The following is a 17538-nucleotide window of genomic DNA, read 5'->3' on the forward strand; positions in this document are numbered from 1 at the left end:
CGGGGATCGCCATGATTGTTCCAGCAAGCTTTGCGTCACTACGGCGCAAATCGGCGAAGATAAGCGGCGCCATCACGCTTGCTGTTGGCCTGATGATCGGGGCCGCTGCACAGGCCGAGCCTATCCGCGGCGCCGGATCGACACTGGCCGCCCCGATCATCGGCAAATGGGCAACGGCCTACGAGAACGCCCGCGCCGACGGCGGGGACTATGTCTCTCCCGATTGGAAGGTGGACTATGAAATCGTCGGCTCGCTCGCCGGCGTCCTGCGTCTCGATCAGCCGGATATCGACTTTGCCGCGACGGATGCGCCGATCAATGCCGCCGAACTCAAGAAGGCCGGCCGCCAGCAGTTTCCGATCGTGATGGGCGCCATCGCCGTCGTCGTCAATCTCGACGGCATCGGCCCGGGAAGCCTTCGCCTGACGGGGCCGGTGCTGGCCGACATCTATCTGGGCAAGATCCAGTCATGGTCCGATCCCGCGATCAAGGCGGTGAATCCGGATCTGACGCTGCCCGATCTCAGGATCAACGTTGTTCACCGCAAGGATGGCTCCGGCTCGACCTTTGTCTTCACCGAGTACCTGTCGGCGGTCAGCGGGGAGTGGAAGGCCAAATACGGCGCCAATACACTGATCTCGTGGCCGCTCGGCACTGACGCGGAAGGCACACAGAACCTCATTCAAGCCGTGCACGACACGAGGGGCGCGATCGCCTATGCCGAATCCGGCCAGGCCCAGCGCGCCAACCTTGCCTACGCGCTGATCGAGAACAAATCCGGCAAGTTCGTCAAGCCGGAGCCGGAGGGCGTGCAGGCTGCCGCGACATCCATCGACTGGGCGCAAACGACCGACTTCTTCGCTTCGCTGACCGATCGTAACAGCGATGCCGCCTATCCGATCAGCACGGCGGTGTTCGCGGTCGTTCAGGTCTCGGGCCGTTCGGAACATCGCTATCGCCGCGTGCACGACCTTTTCCGGCTCGCCTTCGCGCACGGCGCGGATGACGCCGCCGCGCTCGGCTACGTGCCGCTGCCGAAGGCGCTCGTCGCCCGGATCGAGCAATACTGGGCAGGGCAGGGGCCTGTCGCAAACTGAGCGGAAGAGAACTGAGCGGAAGAACCAGGCTTGCTGCTTCGCGCAGCACCTGAACTGAAATTCATATCGCGCCGTGATGGCGGCTTGTTGGGGACTGCGTGACATGGACATCGATATTTTCAAGGACATCCTCGTGCCGGTGATCGGCGGGTTGGGCATCTTCATGCTCGGCCTCGACTTCATGGCCAACGGCATCCAGGCGCTGTCGGTCAACCGGATGCGCGCCTTTCTCGCCAAGGCCGCCGGAACGCCGATCAAGGGCGTGCTGGCAGGAACGCTGATCACCGGCGTCATCCAGTCGTCGACGGCGATGAGCGTCATGGTCGTCGGCCTGGTCAATGCCGGCGTCATTGCCCTTCGACCGGCGATCAGCGTGATCATGGGCGCCAATATCGGCACCACGCTCGGCAACGGGCTCATCGCCCTGCCGCTCGGTCCGCTCGGGCTGATCCTGGCCGGCGTGTTCTCGCTGATTTACTGCTTTGCCAAAAGCGAGAAGGTCAAGAACATAGCGCTTGCCGGCATGGGCTTCGCGCTGATCTTCTATGGCCTCAACCTGATGACCGGCGGCCTGCGCCCGCTGCGCAACCTGCCCGAAGTCATGGCCCTGCTGCAAACGCTGACGGCCGACTCCTACCTCAACCTGCTCAAATGCGTGTTCATCGCCGCCGGCGTGACCGCCATGATCCATTCGTCCTCGGCGACGATCGGCATCGTCATGGGCCTTGGCGCCGCCGGCATTCTCGACTGGACGACAGCCGTCGCTTTCTCGCTCGGCGCCGATCTCGGCACCACGATCACCTCGTGGATGGCTTCGCTCAATCTTTCGAAAAACGCCAAGCGCACCGCTTACGCGCACATCTCGTTCAACATCATCGGCGTGTGCATCACCATCCCGCTGTTCTTCGTCTCCATGCAGGTCCTGGAATGGGCGATGCAGTTCTTCGGCGGCGATCCGGCCATTCCGGTTATCGTCGACGGCAAGGAGACCTTTCCCTTGGTGCCGGTCGCGGTCGGTCTTTACTCGACGTTCTTCAACGTCTTCAACACGCTGTTGCTGTTTCCGTTCATCGGGGTGTTCGAGCGGGTCCTATCGCGTGTCGGTCACACGGATGCCGAGGACACGGAAGATTTCTCGACGCCGCGATTCCTCGACCGCAAGCTGGCCGGCGATTTTGCCAAGGCCGTTCCCGCCGTCCAGCAGGAGACGGCCCGCCATCTGCAAGCCGGCGCCATGTTCCTCGACATCGCCCGTTCGTCGAAGAAGGCGCCGTCGGATCCCGGCGAGCACTATCTCGCAACCGATATCCTCAGCCGCGACATCCGCGCCTACACTGCCGAATTGATGAAGGAGGATTTGCCTTACGACCAGCTCGACCTGATCGCCAGCCTCATCGAGGAAGCCGACTTCACCGCCGCCCTGACAGAATCGATGCATCAGGTGGCGCGCCGCGTGCGGCGCGAAAAATTCAGCAGTCCGGCGCAGGCCATCGTCGACGTCGCGCTGAGCAAGCTCGATGCCTCGCTGCGGCAGATCTTGCCGACTTACGGCATCTCCGACCCGAAGGTGCCGGCCGGTAATGTCAATCTGCCGGAGGTCGAGGAACTGCGTGCCCGCACGCTGGCGCTCGGACCCAATGCCGGCGCCGCCGAACGCGGCACGATCCTGGCGCTGCTCGGGTCGATCGAGCGCGCGGAAATCCTGATCCAGCGCATCGATGCCGAGCGCAAATCGGTCAACCGGCAGAGCGTGCTCGCCCGGGCGTCGGCACGCAAGGAAACCAGGCCGCACGCGCTGGGCGATCCCGGCCTCAGCCCGGTCCCGGCCGAGTAGCGGGGCGCCGATCTTCCTTCTCCCTTGTGGGAGAAGGTGGCCTCGCGAAGCGAGGTCGGATGAGGGGTGTTCCAGCTTGGCGCCGACGGCGATCCTTCCAGCACCCCTCAACCGTCTTGGCGCTACGCGCCAATCCACCTTCTCCCACAAGGGGAGAAGGGAGCGCGCTTCGGCGCCTTCGCTCAGCCTTGAAACAGCGCCAGTTCTTCGGCCGTGAGGTGGCGGGCCTTGCCCTTGGCGAGGTCGCCGAGCCGCAAGCGGCCGATCGCCACCCGCACCAGGCGAAGCACCTCGACCTCATGCGCGCCGAGCAGCCGGCGGATGTGGCGGTTGCGGCCCTCGTCGAGTGTGATTTCCAGCCAGGCGGTGCTGGCGCCGCTGCGCAGGATGTCGATCGACCGCGCCGTCAAATCTTCGCCATCGACCGTGGCGCCGGCGCGCAACCGCGCCAGCAGGGCCGCGTCGGGCAGGGCGCCGATCTGGACGTGATAGATCTTGGCGACGTGCGAGGCGGGGTCGAGCAGGCGCTGGGCGAAACGCGTGTCGTTGGTCATCAAGAGCAGGCCCTCGCTGGCCTTGTCGAGGCGGCCGACCGGCGACACGAAGGCCAGGTCGAGCTCTGCCAGGCAGTCGTAGACGGTGCCGCGGTCCTGCGGGTCGTTGCGGGTGGTGACCAGGCCGCGCGGCTTGTTGATCATCAGATAGACCTTGCGCTCGGCGACGACGCGGCTGCCGTCGACCTCGATGCGGTCGCGGCCGGGATCGACGCGCAGCGAGCCGTTGCGCACGATTTTGCCGGCGACCCGGACGCGCCCTTTGGCGACCAGAATTTCCGCCTGCTTGCGCGAGCACAGGCCGAGCTTTGACAGCGCACGGCAAAGGCTGACGCTGGGGGAACTGACGCCTGGGTTGGGCCGGCCGGTGTTCGGCCGTGGCGCCATGGTTTTGCGTGATCGTTCCGGCAAGTCAGGTCTTTCCCGCCACCTGAGGTGAATATTTGCTAACAGAAAGCCGCCGGGGTGGATATCTGGATTTCTCGATAGGAGTATCCGGACGTGTGAGCTGCGGCCCTCCGTTGCGACAGGTCGCCTCCGGACATCATGGCAAAGTTGGCGGGACAGCGCCCCCCTCTGTCCTGCCGGACATCTCCCCCACAAGGGGGGAGATCGGCCGTTATCACTGGTTCCGCCAATCGCCCAACTTTGAAAAAGAGGCGCGGTTGGCAAAGCTGCCGATCTCCCCCCCTTGTGGGGGAGATGTCCGGCAGGACAGAGGGGGGCGCCGTAGAGCGCCAACATCGCGAGCCTCGCACGCGCCCCGACGCTGATCGCCGGGGGCGCCACAGTCGTCAGTTTGCCCTGGGCTCGTCCTCGACAACGAAAGATGCGGCAATCAGGTCGTCGGCATCGATCCGCAGGGAGCCTTCACCTGCTCCCATGACAGCGGCTACCTTCTGAAAAATTTTCATCTCGTGCTCGGTAATCCGGGCGCTCCGCATCCTGGCTTTGAGATCAGCGATGCGCAGCCCCAATGTGTGGGACGTTCCAATTTCACGGTTCGACATGACAACATGCTCCTCCCCGACCCATGCTTTTTGCCTCCCCACCGCTATTCGCCCGTCGCCTATCATGCTTGCCCAAAAATAAGGCATCGCGAATACAGCGCCCCGAACGCTGGTGCGAGGGGAAGGTTCCGGCGCAACATGGTCACGAAATAATACGGGCCGCCGCCGCCGGCGGGTTACCCGCAGGAGGTGGCTGGCGTCGTTCTTCGATTTGTGACGGACTCGCCGGCAAGGTGAGCTCGAAAGAAGATTTGACTGGATCCTCCCGGGGAGGATACGAACAGGCATGTCCGAAGGCATCCATCGTTCGCATCCGGCTATCGTGAAGCGTCTGAAGCGCGCGCAAGGCCATCTTGCGGCGGTGCTGTCGATGTTCGAGGCGCATCGTCCTTGCGTTGACCTGGCGCAGCAGCTCCACGCCGTGGAGAGCGCCATCAGCAGTGCAAAGCGCGAACTGATCCACGATCATATCGAGCATTGCCTGACGGACACCGCGGAAGCCGGCGGCAACTCGCTGGCGGAACTCAAGCAACTGGCGAAATATTTGTGAGCTGTCAAATGCCTGTGCTCGGCGCGCGCATCCTCGACTGGTTCGGGTTCGGGTCGCGCCATCACGCCGCGCATGGTCATGGCCATCACGATCATGTGAGCGGGTCGCATAGCCACGGGGTCATCGATGCGACCATTGCCACGACCGACCGCGGCATATGGGCGATAAAATGGTCGTTCGTCATCCTGGCAATCACCGCGGCGATGCAGATGGTCGTGGTCGCGCTGTCGGGCAGCGTGGCGCTGCTGGCCGACACGGTCCACAACATCGGTGACGCCACCACCGCCATTCCGCTGTGGATCGCCTTCCTGCTGGCCCGGCGCAAGCCGTCGCCGACCTTCACCTACGGCCTGGGCCGGGTCGAGGACCTGGCCGGGATGATCATCGTCGGGATCATCCTGTTCAGCGCCATCGTCGCCGGTTACCAGACCATCGACCGTTTGATCAATCCACGCGTGGTGACGCATCTGGGCTGGCTGGCGGCGGCGGGCATTGTCGGCTTTCTCGGCAATGAGGCCGTCGCGGTGTTCCGCATCCGCGTCGGCCGCGAAATCAACAGCGCCGCACTGATTGCCGACGGCTACCACGCCCGCACCGACGGCCTGACCAGCCTTGCCGTGGTCCTCGGAGCGTTCGGCGTCTGGCTCGGCTTTGCGCTGGCCGACCCGATCGTCGGCCTGCTCATCACGCTTGCCATCTTCGGCATCGTCTGGCAGTCCGCGCGCTCGGTGCTGACCCGCATGCTCGATGGTATAGATCCTGAAGTCATCGGCGACATCGACCATGCCGCCGCGCATGTGCCGCAGGCGCGCATTGTCGATGCCAAGGCGCGGTGGATCGGTCACAGGCTGCACGCCGACATTGCCATCGCCGTCGAAGAAAGCCTGCCGGTCAGCGAAGCGCAGAAGATCACCGCAGCGCTGGAACACGAGTTGTTCGAGCACATGCCGGCGCTTGCGGCGGCGAATATAAGATTGGCGAACGCGGTTGCCGATCATCGCCACGGACATCCCCACGGCGAGCACGACAGCCACTAACGGTCGCTCCGACCGGCGCGTTTCCGTTCGCCGCGCGAAAGATGTTGAGACCGCCGCGTCTTAGTCCATTATCCCCGGGTCCATTATCTCTGGCTCGCGCAACGCTTGACCCGAGCGCCAAGCGTGGCCGGAAACCTGGATTGGGAAGATGCCCCAGGCGCCACTTATCGCAACCCTTGTCGCCGGCCTCGGACTCGCCTTCATCCTCGGCACGTTGGCGAACCGACTTCGCCTGTCGCCGCTGGTCGGCTACCTCGTGGCTGGTGTCTTGATTGGCCCGTTCACGCCCGGCTTCGTTGCCGACCAGGCGCTGGCGCGCCAACTCGCCGAGCTCGGCGTGATCCTGCTGATGTTTGGCATAGGGCTGCATTTTTCGCTGAACGATCTGCTGTCGGTAAGAAAGATCGCGCTTCCCGGCGCTGTCGGTCAAATGGCTCTGGTGACCATGCTCGGGCTCCTCGTGACGCAGGCGATCGGCTGGCCGATCGGAGCCGGAGTGGTGTTTGGGCTGGCCCTGTCGGTTGCAAGCACAGTCGTGGTCCTACGGGCGCTGCAGGAAATGCGGCAGCTCGAAACCGATGGCGGACGCATCGCAGTCGGCTGGCTGGTCGTAGAGGACCTCGCCATGATCCTCGCGCTCGTGCTGTTGCCGGCCTTCGCCGGCGTGCTGGGTGGCAATGTCAACGGGGCAAACCTTAACGGCAATGACCTGTTCACATTGTTTGAGCCGCAGACCATCTGGAGCGCGCTCGGGCTTACGCTGGGCAAATTGGTGGCTTTCTTCGCGATCATGGTTGTCGTCGGGCGACGTGTCATTCCGCCGATCCTTCACTACGTTGCTCACACTGGCTCGCGAGAGCTTTTCCGTTTGGCCGTGCTGGCGATCGCCCTTGGTGTCGCTTTCGGGGCAGCCGAGCTGTTCGGCGTCTCGTTTGCTCTTGGGGCGTTTTTCGCAGGAATGATCCTTGCCGAATCCCAGTTGAGCCAAAGGGCCGCTCAGGAAACGCTGCCGCTGCGCGACGCATTCGCCGTGCTTTTCTTCGTCTCCGTCGGCATGCTGTTCAACCCGATGATCCTGGTCGAGCAGCCGCTGCTCGTCGGCGTGACATTTTTGATCATCGTCATCGGCAATGCCACGGCCGCATCGGCCATCGCATTGATGTTCGGCTATCCGTCCCACGTGGCCCTGACACTCGGCCTAAGCCTGGCGCAAATCGGCGAGTTCTCCTTCATCCTGGCGGGACTGGGTGTCGACCTCGCGCTTCTTCCAGAGGCTGGACGTGACCTGGTGCTTGCCGGAGCCATCCTTTCGATCCTCGTCAACCCGCTGCTGTTTGCGGCGTTGGATCGGCTGACGCCGTGGCTGAAAGCACGAGAGCGAACCATCGCCACGCAAGAAGGCAAATCCGAACCGCCCGAACTCGCGGCTACCAGCCTGACAGACCACGCGGTGCTTGTCGGCCATGGACGGGTCGGAAGCCTGGTCGCGGAGACGTTGCAAAAGGCAAGGCAGCCGTACCTGGTGATCGAGGAACGGCAAGTGATAGTAGAACAGCTGCGCGCCCGCGGCGTTGATGTCATTGCGGGAAATGCCGCCCAGCCGGGCCTGCTTGAGGCGGCCAACGTTGCCTCAGCCCGGTGGTTGATCAGCGCCATTCCCAATCCGTTCGAGAGCGGCAATCTCATCGAGCAAGCCCATGCCATCAATCCAAGGCTCGAGATCATCGCCCGTGCGCATTCCGATGCCGAAGTGGATTACCTGAAGAAGTTCGGCGCCGACCTGATCATCATGGGCGAGCGGGAGATCGCGCGCGGCATCTCGGATCACATTCTGAGCCGGATCGATGCCCCAGCCGGCCCGGTCGCCGACCAGAGCCAAAACGCACGCCAGGTCGACTCAAAACCGATGGCCGGGTAATGGCGGCAGCTGCGCCAACAGCATCTCCAGCTTCTTCCGCTGATAGCGTGAGGTCTGGCAGGCGTCGGTCTTTGAAGCAACGCCGGGTTCCGGCACCTGCAATCACGGCCGGCCGACCTATATCCAACTGAAGCATGCCGATATCGAGCGGCTGTGTCGACGGCGGAAACGTCGTTTGCAACGGCAATAGCTTGTTTGTTCACATCACTTTCAGGGAGATAAGGAGCCATGATTTCCGGCGCACACATGATCATCTACAGCACGGATGCCGAGGCAGACCGCGCATTTTTTCGCAATGTTCTACGGTTTCCAGCAGTCGATGCTGGCGAAGGCTGGTTGATCTTCGCATTGCCGCCGGCCGAGATTGCCGTTCACCCGGCCGCCGAAGTCGACAGCCACGAAGTCTATCTCATGTGCGAAGACATCAATGCTACGATCCAAGAGCTGAAATCGCACGATGTTGAATGCACTTCGGTCACCGATGAAGGCTGGGGCCTGCTCACGCATGTCTCGCTTCCCAGTGGCGGCTCGCTTGGCCTTTACCAGCCGAGGCATGCTTTGGCGCACAAAGCCGGGGCTGCTTAAGTGGCCGTTTTCCGGCTGCACCCGCTCATTGGCTGCCGATCACCATGCGGTTGCCCTCGCTGTCGCGAAATTCCGCCACCGTGCGGCCTGGCTGCCAGGGCGCCTCCTGCGGTTCGGTGATGATCTCGACGCCGCCCGCCTTCAACGCCGCGATCGTCGCCTCGACATCGTCGTCGACCAGCACCAGCACCGGCTCCGCGCCTGGCGTGTCGTCGGCGCGCCTCACGAAATGCAGGTTCGTCACGGCGTCGGGAAATTTCAGCTCGATCCAGCGCCAGCCGCTATCGCCCATCTTCTCGTCGGCCGTCACCTTGCAGGCGAAATGCCTGGTGTAGAACGCCTTGGCGCGGTCCTGGTCGAATACCGGCAGTTCGGCAAACTGGATGTGCATGGTCGTCGCTCCTGCTCCTCGATGGCTGCTGCCTAGCCGTCCGCAGGTGGAAGTCGATCCGGGCGGCCGAAAAAATTTATAGCGTGCGAGAATCTTTTCGGGAACGCGAAACGTCTTCTGCTCAGACCAACCATTCAGGAGACGAACCATGGGCTACAAACTCATTCGCTACAGCGTGAAAGACACCGGGCTGGAAGAGAACCGCGCGCTGGTGGCAAAAGTGTTCGAGACGCTGGATGAAACGGCGCCGCAGAGCGTGCGCTATCTCGTGCTCGAACTCGACGACGGCGAGTTCGTCCATGTCGTCGGCGAGGGAAATGACACATCCGCGCTGACCGGGCTTGCGGCCTTCGAGGCGTTCACGCAAAACCATGCGGAACGGCGCTCGACGCCGGTCAAGCGGTCGCCTGCCAAAATTATCGGCAACTACCGTGTGCTTGAGGAGAGCAAGGCCGGATAGAATGGACGCCATGATCCAACCGAAATTCGATCGGCCTGCGCTGGAGTCGATGCTCTCCGGGTTCCGCCCAAAGCTGCACCGCTACTGCGCCCGCATGGCCGGCTCGGTGATCGACGGCGAAGACATCGTGCAGGAGACGCTGATCAAGGCGCTGCAGGCGGTCGACGGCAGCATGACCGTCGAGCGGCCCGAGCAATGGCTGTTTCGCATCGCCCATAATGCCGCGCAGGACCATCTGCGCCGGCGCCATCGGGAAAGGTCGCGCATGACCGAGACCGACATGACCACGATCGAGGATCCTTCCGGCAGCGCCGACTCAAGGCTCGCCGCGGCGGCCGGCCTGCGCAGCTTCATGCAGCTCTCGGTGGCGCAGCGCGGCGCCGTGATCCTGGTCGACGTGCTCGGCCTTTCGCTGCATGAGACCTGCGAGGTGACCGGCGCGACGCTGGCCGCCACCAAGGCGGCGCTGCATCGCGGGCGGGCGCAGTTGCGCCTGCTGGCAGCCGAGCCCGAACAGGCTGCCGCGCCACGGCTCGACGCCGATGACGAGCGGCGGCTGCGCCGTTATGTCGATCTGTTCAACGCGCGCGACTTCGACGCGGTCAGGGCGCTGATCGCCGAGGATGTCCAGCTCGAATTGGTCAGCCGGCTCCGCATGCGCGGCAAGGCTGAAGTGTCGACCTATTTCGGCAATTACGAGCGCATCAGCGACTGGGCGCTGTCGCTGGGTTTTGTCGACGGCCGGCCGGCGATCCTGATCCGCAACCCGCAGGAGCCGGACGGCGCGGTGCGCGGCTTCATGCTGGTCGAATGGCGGGAGGAGCGGGTCGTCCAGATCCGCGATTTTCGTTATGCGCCCTGGTGCCTGATCGATGCCGAGATCAGCACGATAGAGGGGTAGGGGGAGGGTCGGCCTCCGGCCGCCCGCTATCCGCGCCGGCCGTCGCGCCAGCCAGCCGGCGAGACGCCCGCGAGCTTCTTGAAGCTCCGGCTGAAGGCCGCTTCGGACTCGTAGCCGACATCACGCCCGACCGCCGAGACTTTGGCCAGCCCATCAGTGAGCAGTCGTGCGGCCAGTTGTACGCGCCATCGCGTGAGATACTGCATCGGTGGGCAGCCGACGAGACGCGTGAAGCGGGCCGCGAGGACGGACCGCGAGACGCCGGTTTCGCGTGCGAGTTCTTCAATTGTCCAGCCGCGCGCCGGATTCTCGTGGACAAGCGCAACAGCCCGGCCGACGGCGGGGTCGCGCAAGCCGGCCAGCCAGCCGGTCTGCTCCGGCGGCAGTGCCTCAAGATAGCGGCGAACGACCTCAACGAACATCAACTCGCTGAGGCGCAGGCGGATGCATTCAGCGCCTGGCCGTTGAACGGACACCTCTGCCAGCGTTAGCTCGATCAGCCGGTCGAGCAGATCGCTCTGTGCGCCGGGCGCGCGCCGGATGCGTATCAGCGGAGGCAGGGCCCCGAGCAGAGGATTGAACGGCCGTGCATCGCAGCCAAGGAAACCGCAGACATATCTGGTCAGGAGGAGGCCGTCGCCACCTTCGTTGATCACGAAGGGCAGTTGTCCGGCCGCCATGGCGCGAAAGAAATCGAGCGAATCTTCCGTGCTCAAACCTGATCGCACTCCGGGCGCACTGCACATCGCGTACGAATCCTCATGCGGGATCACAAGTATGTCGCCTTCGGCAAACTCCATCGGCGGATCGTCACCGATGCTGACCGAGCCCGATCCTTGGGTGATGATGTGGTAGGAAATCACATGTTGGGCGCGCGGCAGGATAAGATGGGCAAATGAACCCGCCCGCGGCACTTCCACGCTCCAGGGCGAAGAGGCATCGACCCAGAAGAAAAGCGCGCCGGTGAGCTTTACCACGCGCAGCACATCCGAAAGCACATCCTTGTCCGGCGCGGCCGAAGGTGCGGCATCGGCAACGACCTCTTCCGGTGGCCGCCCAGGCGATCGCGCCAGAACGGACGCTGCAGCAAGCGATTGAGACGCTGGGTCATGGAGCGTGCCCATGGCCAAGTCTACTATGCGCCGAACAGTATATCCACCGCGCATCCCGTGGAGTCCATGCGATCAACGGAGGTCGGCCATGTCTACCTATTGCTTCTTCGACGTGCGTGAAATCACCGACCAGGCCAAGGTCGAGCAGTATTTGGCAGGGGTCTTTGCAACGGTTGAACAGTATGGAGGGCGCTATCTGGTGCTGGGCGGGAAATCCGACCTTGTCGAAGGAGACTGGCAGCCGGTCTATCCGGTCATCGTCGAATTTGCCGACGGCGAGCATGCCCGGCGCTGGTATTCATCGCCCGAATACGAGCCGCTGAAGGCGCTACGCGTCGCCGGAACCCGATCCAACGCAGTGTTCCTTGAAGGTGCAACGCCGGGATCGGAGCAAGCGGCGGCCCAGACCCGCCGGGGCAAGATATCGAAAACTCCGGCTGAAATCTACGACTCACTGTTCGTTCCAGCGCTGTTCCGACAATGGGGGCCTATCGTCGCCGCCGAGGCGCGAATAGGGAGGGGCGACTGCGTGATCGACATTGCCTGCGGTACGGGTGTGCTGGCGCTCGCGGCCCTCGACCGCGTTGGCGCGGAGGGAAAGGTGGTCGGGCTTGATCCCAATCCCGATATGCTTTGCGTTGCCCGCCGCAAAAGCACTCGCATCGATTGGCGAGAAGGGCGCGCTGAGCAGATCCCTTTCCCGGATGAAAGCTTCGACGCCGCGGTCAGCCAGTTCGGCCTGATGTTCTTCGACGATCGAGCAGCCGGACTGCGGGAAATGATGCGCGTGCTTAAGTCCGGCGGCCGGCTCGCCGTCGCGGTCTGCGACTCGCTCGACCAGTCGCCCGGCTATGCCGCAGTGGCGGATATGCTTGAACGGCTGTTTGGAGCCGACGTTGCGAACGCGTTCCGCGCGCCCTTCGTACTCGGCGATGCGGAGTTACTGCGCTCGCTCTGCGCGAAGGCAGGCATAGAGCGTGCCGAGGTGAAGCGGCACCGCGGAACGGTCCGTTTTGCCTCGATCGAGTCGCTGATCTCGACTGAAAGAGCCTGCATCTGGACGTTGGGGGGCGGGCTTTTGGACAACGAGCAGTTCAAGCGGCTCCTGGAGGAGGCCGAGCGGGCACTTATGCCTTACGTGACAGCAGCCGGCGCCGTCGCTTTCGACATGCCGGCGCTCGTCATCACGGCATCCAAGGACTGACGCTGGCGACCAGTCTGCGATCAGGCGCTGCCTGCTTCACCTTCCCGCAAAGTCTATCAAACGACACGCACGCGGCGCGTCACCTGGCCATTGCTTTCCCAGTATGTGTGTTTCTTGGCAATCAAGGGATCGTCCATTGCCGGTTGAACCTGTCCCGTGGTGCTGACCGCGCGCGAGGTCACCGTGTGTTCTCCAGGCGATGGATTTTGCCAATCCAGGGACCAGATCTTCCAGGCGTGTTCGGCCTCCTCGCTGCGGTCGATGGTCGCCGGTGCCCATGGCGCTTGATCGATCTGCACTTCGACCCGGTCGATCGGTGCCCCCCAGGCTGCCCCAATGATGCGGTAGTCCGAGTCCTTGCGGGTGACCTTCGCGGGCGCCGACTTTATCAGCGCTCGCCCGACTGAGTCCTCGGTCCACACGGTCTCGCCATTGCGCTCTTCCTCGCGGATGGTGACATAGTCACGGGCCATCAGAAGGCTCATGAAGCGGGTGTCGCGCACCTCAATGCGCTCCAGCCACTTGACGTTGGCGATGCCGTACCAGCCCGGAGCAATCAGCCGCAGCGGAAAACCATTGGCCGCCGGCAGGGCGGCTCCGTTCATTTCATAGCAGAGCAGATTGTCTGGGTTCGTCGCTTCGGCAAGCGACATGCTGCGCGCGAAGTTCTGCTGCATCTTGACGTCGCGGATGGCGACCTCGCCGGTGTCAGTGCCGAAAAAGACGACCTCGATGCCATCTTCCAGAACGCCGGCTTCCTCGAGGATCGGGGCGAGCGGCGTCCCAGCCCAGCGGGCATTGCCGATGCCGCCAGTGAAAAAGGGAAAGCCGTGGTTGCCCGAGCATTCCACTGTGAAAACGACCTCCTGGCGCGGCCGCGCCTTGATGTCGGCGAGGGTCAGTTTCAAGGGCTTCTTGACCAGGCCGCCGATCTCCATCGACCATGTCTTCTCGTCAATCGTTGGTCGATTGAAATGCGAGATGCTGAAGAACTTGTCGTTTGGCGTTATCCAGCTATCCAGATCCTCCCAGACAAGCTGCTTCTGGATGCCGACCGGATCGGGATTTTCGGTCGGCTGGTCCAGCCACCGAATAACCTCCTCGCTCGCCCGTGTTGGAAAAGCGTAAGCCCGACGCGAGGTATAGAGAGCGGCAATTGCGGCAAGGGCAGCACTTCCCTGAACAAGAAGTTCTCTGCGTTGAATATCAGGCATGTTGTTTCCTCCCAGTTGATCCGGAAACAGGCTGCACGTGCCTTGGGCCGCAGCCTGAACACGGATAGGCGCAATGAGCGTTTGCCCCACCCGGAGATTGTCCGGACAGGTCAAGCAATCAGCGGCGCATCTCAAACATGTGAAGCCTTGGACGAAACTCTCGCTTGGGTTTCGCCTTTTTAAGGGTGCGCCTTTGAGAGGGAAGAGTCCAGGTGTATGATGATGGTCTAATATTTCGAGATGAGGGAGGACAGCATGACGTCTTGGGAAATCAAGGGACGCGAACTCGTCAATTGCACCTGCGAATATGGCTGCAACTGTCAATTCAATGCGCTGCCCGACAAGGGCCATTGCCATGCCGTGGCCGGCATCCAGATCGATGAAGGTCATCATGGCGAGACCGTTCTCGACGGCCTGCGCATCGCCGCGATCTTCAAATGGCCCGGCGCAATCCACGAGGGCAACGGCGAAGCCATCGCTTTCGTCGACGAGAAGGCAACCGACCGGCAGCGTAACGCGCTGCTGCGCATCATGACCGGCCAGGACACCGACCCGTTCGCGACGATGTTCGCCGTCTACGCCTCGACCGTGACAAAAATGAATGAGCCGGTCTTCACCAGGATCGATCTCGACCTCGATGTCGACGGCCGCAGGGGCCGCATCTTCGTCAAGGACTATATCGAAACCGTCGGCGAACCAATCCGCAACAAGGTGACGGGCGCGGACTCGCGGGCTCAGATCGTGTTGCCGAACGGCTTCGAATATGCGGTCGCCGAGATCGGCAGCGCTTCCAGCACAACCAGCGGGCCGGTTCAGGTGACCACCAAGGACAGTTACGGCCAGTTCGCGCGGCTGCATCTCAACAATCACGGGGTGGTGCGGGCCTGACGCGGCGCATGGACGGCGGGTCGCCACTGGAACGGCTGCTCAGGCGCGACCGTGTCATCACGATTGCGGGCATGGCGGCGCTGTGCCTGCTGGCCTGGCTCTATATCGTCGCCGGCGCAGGGATCGGCATGAATGCGTGGGAGATGTCGAGGCTCGCGTTATTCCCGCACCTGCAAACTCCGAACATGACATCCGATATGACCTCTGACATGCCCGGCATGGACATGTCCGGCATGGATATGTCCGGCATGGACATGAGCGCGATGGCGACGGAGCCGCGGGCCTGGGGGGCCGCGAACTGGGCGCTGATGATCGCCATGTGGTGGGTCATGATGATCGCCATGATGTCGCCGAGTGCGGCGCCGACCATCCTGCTCTATGCGCGCGTCCATCGCCATGCGCTGGCACAGGGTCAGATCCAGGACAAGCTCGCGCCGACCGGTGTGTTCATGGCAGGCTACCTCTTGGTCTGGCTGGGGTTCTCCGTCGCCGCAACCGCATTGCATTGGCTGCTCGAACGCGAAGCTTTCGTTTCGGCAACGATGATGAGTTCGCAAAGCCGCTGGCTTTCAGCCATCGTCCTGATCGGCGCGGGCCTGTATCAGCTGTCGCCCTTCAAGAACGCCTGCCTGTCGCATTGCCGGGCACCGACGGCGTTCCTTGCCCGCCACTGGCGTCCGCACGCCCTTGGCGCGCTGCGTCTGGGCGCATTGCACGGGGCGTTTTGTGTCGGATGCTGCTGGATGCTGATGGCGTTGTTGTTCGTGGGTGGCGTCATGAACCTGGTTTGGGTTGCCGCGCTCGCCATTCTGGTGCTGGCGGAAAAACTGTTTCCTGCCGGCCCGTGGGTTGGCCGGGCAGCTGGCATCGCCCTGATCGCATGGGGCGGCGCAACGCTTTTGGTCTGAGAGACTGTTTGGAAACTCTACTCCGGCGGCCATCTGATGGCGTTTTCTGCGCTTACCTACAGCGCCGCGCGTCCTTGGGACGCGCAAAGGACGCTGTAGCACTTTTGATTTTGCGCATGATCCTTTCCGATTTCGGGTCATGCGGGCTCACGGACCCAAATGTCCGCTCCGCTCCGGTTCTCGAAACCACCACCATATGACTCGCCGGAGCGACTTTCCAAACAGCCTCTGACGACCAGGGCCGCCTCCGTTGGCATTCAAAGGCGTCGAGGAACTTTGAATCCTCGCTTCCGTTTACCGAATATCGTGGATGGGAGGTTCAGCCGATGAATGTCAGCGATGAAAGGACTGTATCGCTCTGGGCGGCGACCGAAGTCGTGCCTGATGCGGTGCCGCTCGGGCAAAGCGAACAGGTCGATGTCGTGGTCGTCGGGTCTGGGATTGCCGGACTGTCGGTCGCCTACGAACTGGCCGTCGCCGGGCAAAAGGTGGCTGTCCTCGATCGCGGCCGGATCGGAAGCGGCATGACGGCTCGCACCACTGCGCACCTGTCATCGGTCTGCGACGACTATTTTTCGGAGCTGACCAAATTGCGCGGCGAGGACCTGGCGCGGATTTTTTACCAAAGCCAATCGGCCGCTATCGACCATATCCAATCCATCCGGGAGACCGAGCGTATCGCTTGCGATTTCCGGCGCCTTGATGGCTTTCTCTTTCCGGCTTCCGGCAGCCAGGAATCCAATATCACGCGCGAACTGGACGCCGCTCTGAAGATCGGTGTCGAGGTCGAGAAGACCAGGGGCGTGCCATTTGCAGGCTTTTCGGATGTGCAGGCCCTTCGATACGCCAATCAGGCGACCTTCCACCCGCTCAAATATCTCCGCGGGCTGGCCGCGGCCATCCGCGCGCGCGGCGGCGTGCTTTATGCTGATACTATCGTCGAAAAGGTCGAGGAGACAGATGGCGGCGTGCGTGTAACCACGGTTTCAGGCTTTACCGTGTCTGCCAGATCGGCCGTTGTCGCCACCAACTCGCCGATCAACGATCGGGTCGCGCTTCACACCAAGCAAGCGCCCTATCGAACCTACGCGATGTCGTTCGAGATCGCGCGCGATACCATACCGGATGCGCTGTATTGGGATACTGAAGACCCTTATCACTACGTTCGGCTTCAGCCTGGCGACGGTCGGACCGACTTCCTGATCGTCGGAGGTGAAGACCACAAGACAGGACAGTCCGATGATGCCGGTGACCGTTTCGCGGCCCTGACGGCCTGGACCAAAAGGCTGGTGCCCGATGTCGGCGTGGAAATCAACCGGTGGTCCGGGCAGGTGATGGAGACCGTCGATTATGCGGGGTTCATCGGCCGCAATCCTGGCGACAGCCGCGTCTTTGTGGCGACCGGGGATTCCGGCCAGGGCATTACCCATGGCGTTGTCGCCGGCCTGTTGATTTCAGACCTGATTCTGAAGGAGGAAAGTCCCTGGCGCGAACTCTACGAGCCGTCGCGCAAGACGGCAGGCGCGATCGGCGATTACCTGTCGGAGAATGCGACGGCGATCAAGAGTTTTGCCGAATATATCGCGCCTGGCGAGATCGATTCCGTCGATAAGCTGCGACCGGGAGAAGGTGCCATCGTCCGCGAAGGGCTCAGCAAGATCGCCGCATTTCGCGATGACGACGGCACGCTCTACAAGCGCTCGGCCGCATGCACGCATGTCGGCTGCCACGTCCACTGGAACTCGCTCGAGCGCTGCTGGGACTGCCCCTGCCACGGTTCGCATTTTGCAATCGATGGCACGGCCTTGAACGGACCGGCCGTGGCGCCGCTGGCTCGAGTAGGGGAGTAGGGGAGTAGGGCAGTAGGGCGCGCCT

The 17538-nt window shown here is 62.9% G+C and carries 17 protein-coding genes; 12 read left to right on the top strand and 5 right to left on the bottom strand.

Features of this window, described 5'->3' with window-relative positions:
* Positions 1 to 11: 11 nt before the first annotated feature.
* Positions 12 to 1097, top strand: a complete 1086-nt coding sequence (gene pstS / locus BLT09_RS26740; RefSeq protein WP_091598767.1) for a phosphate ABC transporter substrate-binding protein PstS — start codon at positions 12 to 14, stop codon at positions 1095 to 1097.
* Between the two features lie 103 nt (positions 1098 to 1200).
* On the top strand, positions 1201 to 2931 hold the full coding sequence (locus tag BLT09_RS26745) for a Na/Pi cotransporter family protein (protein ID WP_091598772.1): 1731 nt from the start codon (positions 1201 to 1203) through the stop codon (positions 2929 to 2931).
* A gap of 182 nt (positions 2932 to 3113) precedes the next feature.
* Here the strand turns inward: BLT09_RS26745 and BLT09_RS26750 are convergent, their stop codons facing one another.
* Together BLT09_RS26750 and BLT09_RS26760 are read right to left on the bottom strand one after the other, a co-directional pair.
* Positions 3114 to 3872 carry a pseudouridine synthase gene (locus BLT09_RS26750; protein ID WP_091598775.1) on the bottom strand — a complete coding sequence of 253 codons (759 nt, stop codon included), beginning with the start codon at positions 3870 to 3872 and terminating at the stop codon, positions 3114 to 3116.
* Positions 3873 to 4279: 407 nt separating this feature from the next.
* Positions 4280 to 4495, bottom strand: coding sequence for a hypothetical protein (locus tag BLT09_RS26760; protein WP_023799088.1), 216 nt, complete (start codon positions 4493 to 4495; stop codon positions 4280 to 4282).
* 286 nt (positions 4496 to 4781) lie between these two features.
* On the opposite strand from BLT09_RS26760, the gene BLT09_RS26765 reads away from it, so the two are divergent.
* The 4 genes from BLT09_RS26765 to BLT09_RS26780 all read left to right on the top strand — a co-directional run bounded on the left by BLT09_RS26765 (position 4782) and on the right by BLT09_RS26780 (position 8585).
* Positions 4782 to 5045, top strand: coding sequence for a metal-sensing transcriptional repressor (locus BLT09_RS26765; protein WP_027154260.1), 264 nt, complete (start codon positions 4782 to 4784; stop codon positions 5043 to 5045).
* Positions 5046 to 5053: 8 nt separating this feature from the next.
* Complete coding sequence (locus tag BLT09_RS26770; RefSeq protein ID WP_091598778.1) at positions 5054 to 6082, top strand: cation diffusion facilitator family transporter; 1029 nt, start codon at positions 5054 to 5056, stop codon at positions 6080 to 6082.
* A 148-nt stretch (positions 6083 to 6230) separates the two neighbouring features.
* Positions 6231 to 8000 (top strand): cation:proton antiporter domain-containing protein, encoded by a 1770-nt coding sequence (locus BLT09_RS26775; RefSeq protein ID WP_091598781.1) that lies wholly within the window; start codon positions 6231 to 6233, stop codon positions 7998 to 8000.
* Between the two features lie 228 nt (positions 8001 to 8228).
* Positions 8229 to 8585: a VOC family protein gene (locus BLT09_RS26780; RefSeq protein WP_023799084.1), complete on the top strand. Its 357-nt coding sequence runs from the start codon at positions 8229 to 8231 to the stop codon at positions 8583 to 8585.
* A 25-nt stretch (positions 8586 to 8610) separates the two neighbouring features.
* Here the strand turns inward: BLT09_RS26780 and BLT09_RS26785 are convergent, their stop codons facing one another.
* Positions 8611 to 8976 carry a VOC family protein gene (locus tag BLT09_RS26785; protein WP_091598784.1) on the bottom strand — a complete coding sequence of 122 codons (366 nt, stop codon included), beginning with the start codon at positions 8974 to 8976 and terminating at the stop codon, positions 8611 to 8613.
* Between the two features lie 148 nt (positions 8977 to 9124).
* On the opposite strand from BLT09_RS26785, the gene BLT09_RS26790 reads away from it, so the two are divergent.
* Positions 9125 to 9436 carry a hypothetical protein gene (locus tag BLT09_RS26790; RefSeq protein WP_023799082.1) on the top strand — a complete coding sequence of 104 codons (312 nt, stop codon included), beginning with the start codon at positions 9125 to 9127 and terminating at the stop codon, positions 9434 to 9436.
* 10 nt (positions 9437 to 9446) lie between these two features.
* Positions 9447 to 10337, top strand: coding sequence for a sigma-70 family RNA polymerase sigma factor (locus tag BLT09_RS26795; RefSeq protein WP_413468434.1), 891 nt, complete (start codon positions 9447 to 9449; stop codon positions 10335 to 10337).
* Between the two features lie 26 nt (positions 10338 to 10363).
* On the opposite strand, the gene BLT09_RS26800 is transcribed toward BLT09_RS26795, so the two are convergent.
* Positions 10364 to 11335: an AraC family transcriptional regulator gene (locus BLT09_RS26800; protein ID WP_236473733.1), complete on the bottom strand. Its 972-nt coding sequence runs from the start codon at positions 11333 to 11335 to the stop codon at positions 10364 to 10366.
* A gap of 202 nt (positions 11336 to 11537) precedes the next feature.
* On the opposite strand from BLT09_RS26800, the gene BLT09_RS26805 reads away from it, so the two are divergent.
* Positions 11538 to 12653, top strand: a complete 1116-nt coding sequence (locus BLT09_RS26805; RefSeq protein ID WP_208602547.1) for a DUF1330 domain-containing protein — start codon at positions 11538 to 11540, stop codon at positions 12651 to 12653.
* A gap of 56 nt (positions 12654 to 12709) precedes the next feature.
* Here BLT09_RS26805 and BLT09_RS26810 read toward each other — a convergent pair whose 3' ends face one another.
* Positions 12710 to 13867 carry a sulfite oxidase gene (locus tag BLT09_RS26810; protein ID WP_091598795.1) on the bottom strand — a complete coding sequence of 386 codons (1158 nt, stop codon included), beginning with the start codon at positions 13865 to 13867 and terminating at the stop codon, positions 12710 to 12712.
* 255 nt (positions 13868 to 14122) lie between these two features.
* On the opposite strand from BLT09_RS26810, the gene BLT09_RS26815 reads away from it, so the two are divergent.
* The 3 genes from BLT09_RS26815 to BLT09_RS26825 all read left to right on the top strand — a co-directional run bounded on the left by BLT09_RS26815 (position 14123) and on the right by BLT09_RS26825 (position 17513).
* Complete coding sequence (locus BLT09_RS26815; protein ID WP_091598941.1) at positions 14123 to 14755, top strand: DUF1326 domain-containing protein; 633 nt, start codon at positions 14123 to 14125, stop codon at positions 14753 to 14755.
* A gap of 8 nt (positions 14756 to 14763) precedes the next feature.
* Positions 14764 to 15663, top strand: coding sequence for a DUF2182 domain-containing protein (locus BLT09_RS26820; RefSeq protein WP_091598798.1), 900 nt, complete (start codon positions 14764 to 14766; stop codon positions 15661 to 15663).
* Positions 15664 to 15989: 326 nt separating this feature from the next.
* Complete coding sequence (locus BLT09_RS26825; protein WP_091598801.1) at positions 15990 to 17513, top strand: FAD-dependent oxidoreductase; 1524 nt, start codon at positions 15990 to 15992, stop codon at positions 17511 to 17513.
* Positions 17514 to 17538: the final 25 nt, after the last annotated feature.

The sequence above is a fragment of the Mesorhizobium muleiense genome (assembly GCF_900099905.1).
Lineage (GTDB): Bacteria > Pseudomonadota > Alphaproteobacteria > Rhizobiales > Rhizobiaceae > Mesorhizobium > Mesorhizobium muleiense.

Bases quoted from the DNA above. Each gene is read 5' to 3' on its own strand.
- pstS (WP_091598767.1), top strand. From the start codon at position 12: ATGATTGTTCCAGCAAGCTTTGCGTCACTACGGCGCAAATCGGCGAAG.
- BLT09_RS26745 (WP_091598772.1), top strand. From the start codon at position 1,201: ATGGACATCGATATTTTCAAGGACATCCTCGTGCCGGTGATCGGCGGG.
- BLT09_RS26750 (WP_091598775.1), bottom strand. From the start codon at position 3,872: ATGGCGCCACGGCCGAACACCGGCCGGCCCAACCCAGGCGTCAGTTCC.
- BLT09_RS26760 (WP_023799088.1), bottom strand. From the start codon at position 4,495: ATGTCGAACCGTGAAATTGGAACGTCCCACACATTGGGGCTGCGCATC.
- BLT09_RS26765 (WP_027154260.1), top strand. From the start codon at position 4,782: ATGTCCGAAGGCATCCATCGTTCGCATCCGGCTATCGTGAAGCGTCTG.
- BLT09_RS26770 (WP_091598778.1), top strand. From the start codon at position 5,054: ATGCCTGTGCTCGGCGCGCGCATCCTCGACTGGTTCGGGTTCGGGTCG.
- BLT09_RS26775 (WP_091598781.1), top strand. From the start codon at position 6,231: ATGCCCCAGGCGCCACTTATCGCAACCCTTGTCGCCGGCCTCGGACTC.
- BLT09_RS26780 (WP_023799084.1), top strand. From the start codon at position 8,229: ATGATTTCCGGCGCACACATGATCATCTACAGCACGGATGCCGAGGCA.
- BLT09_RS26785 (WP_091598784.1), bottom strand. From the start codon at position 8,976: ATGCACATCCAGTTTGCCGAACTGCCGGTATTCGACCAGGACCGCGCC.
- BLT09_RS26790 (WP_023799082.1), top strand. From the start codon at position 9,125: ATGGGCTACAAACTCATTCGCTACAGCGTGAAAGACACCGGGCTGGAA.
- BLT09_RS26795 (WP_413468434.1), top strand. From the start codon at position 9,447: ATGATCCAACCGAAATTCGATCGGCCTGCGCTGGAGTCGATGCTCTCC.
- BLT09_RS26805 (WP_208602547.1), top strand. From the start codon at position 11,538: ATGTCTACCTATTGCTTCTTCGACGTGCGTGAAATCACCGACCAGGCC.
- BLT09_RS26810 (WP_091598795.1), bottom strand. From the start codon at position 13,867: ATGCCTGATATTCAACGCAGAGAACTTCTTGTTCAGGGAAGTGCTGCC.
- BLT09_RS26815 (WP_091598941.1), top strand. From the start codon at position 14,123: ATGACGTCTTGGGAAATCAAGGGACGCGAACTCGTCAATTGCACCTGC.
- BLT09_RS26820 (WP_091598798.1), top strand. From the start codon at position 14,764: ATGGACGGCGGGTCGCCACTGGAACGGCTGCTCAGGCGCGACCGTGTC.
- BLT09_RS26825 (WP_091598801.1), top strand. From the start codon at position 15,990: ATGAATGTCAGCGATGAAAGGACTGTATCGCTCTGGGCGGCGACCGAA.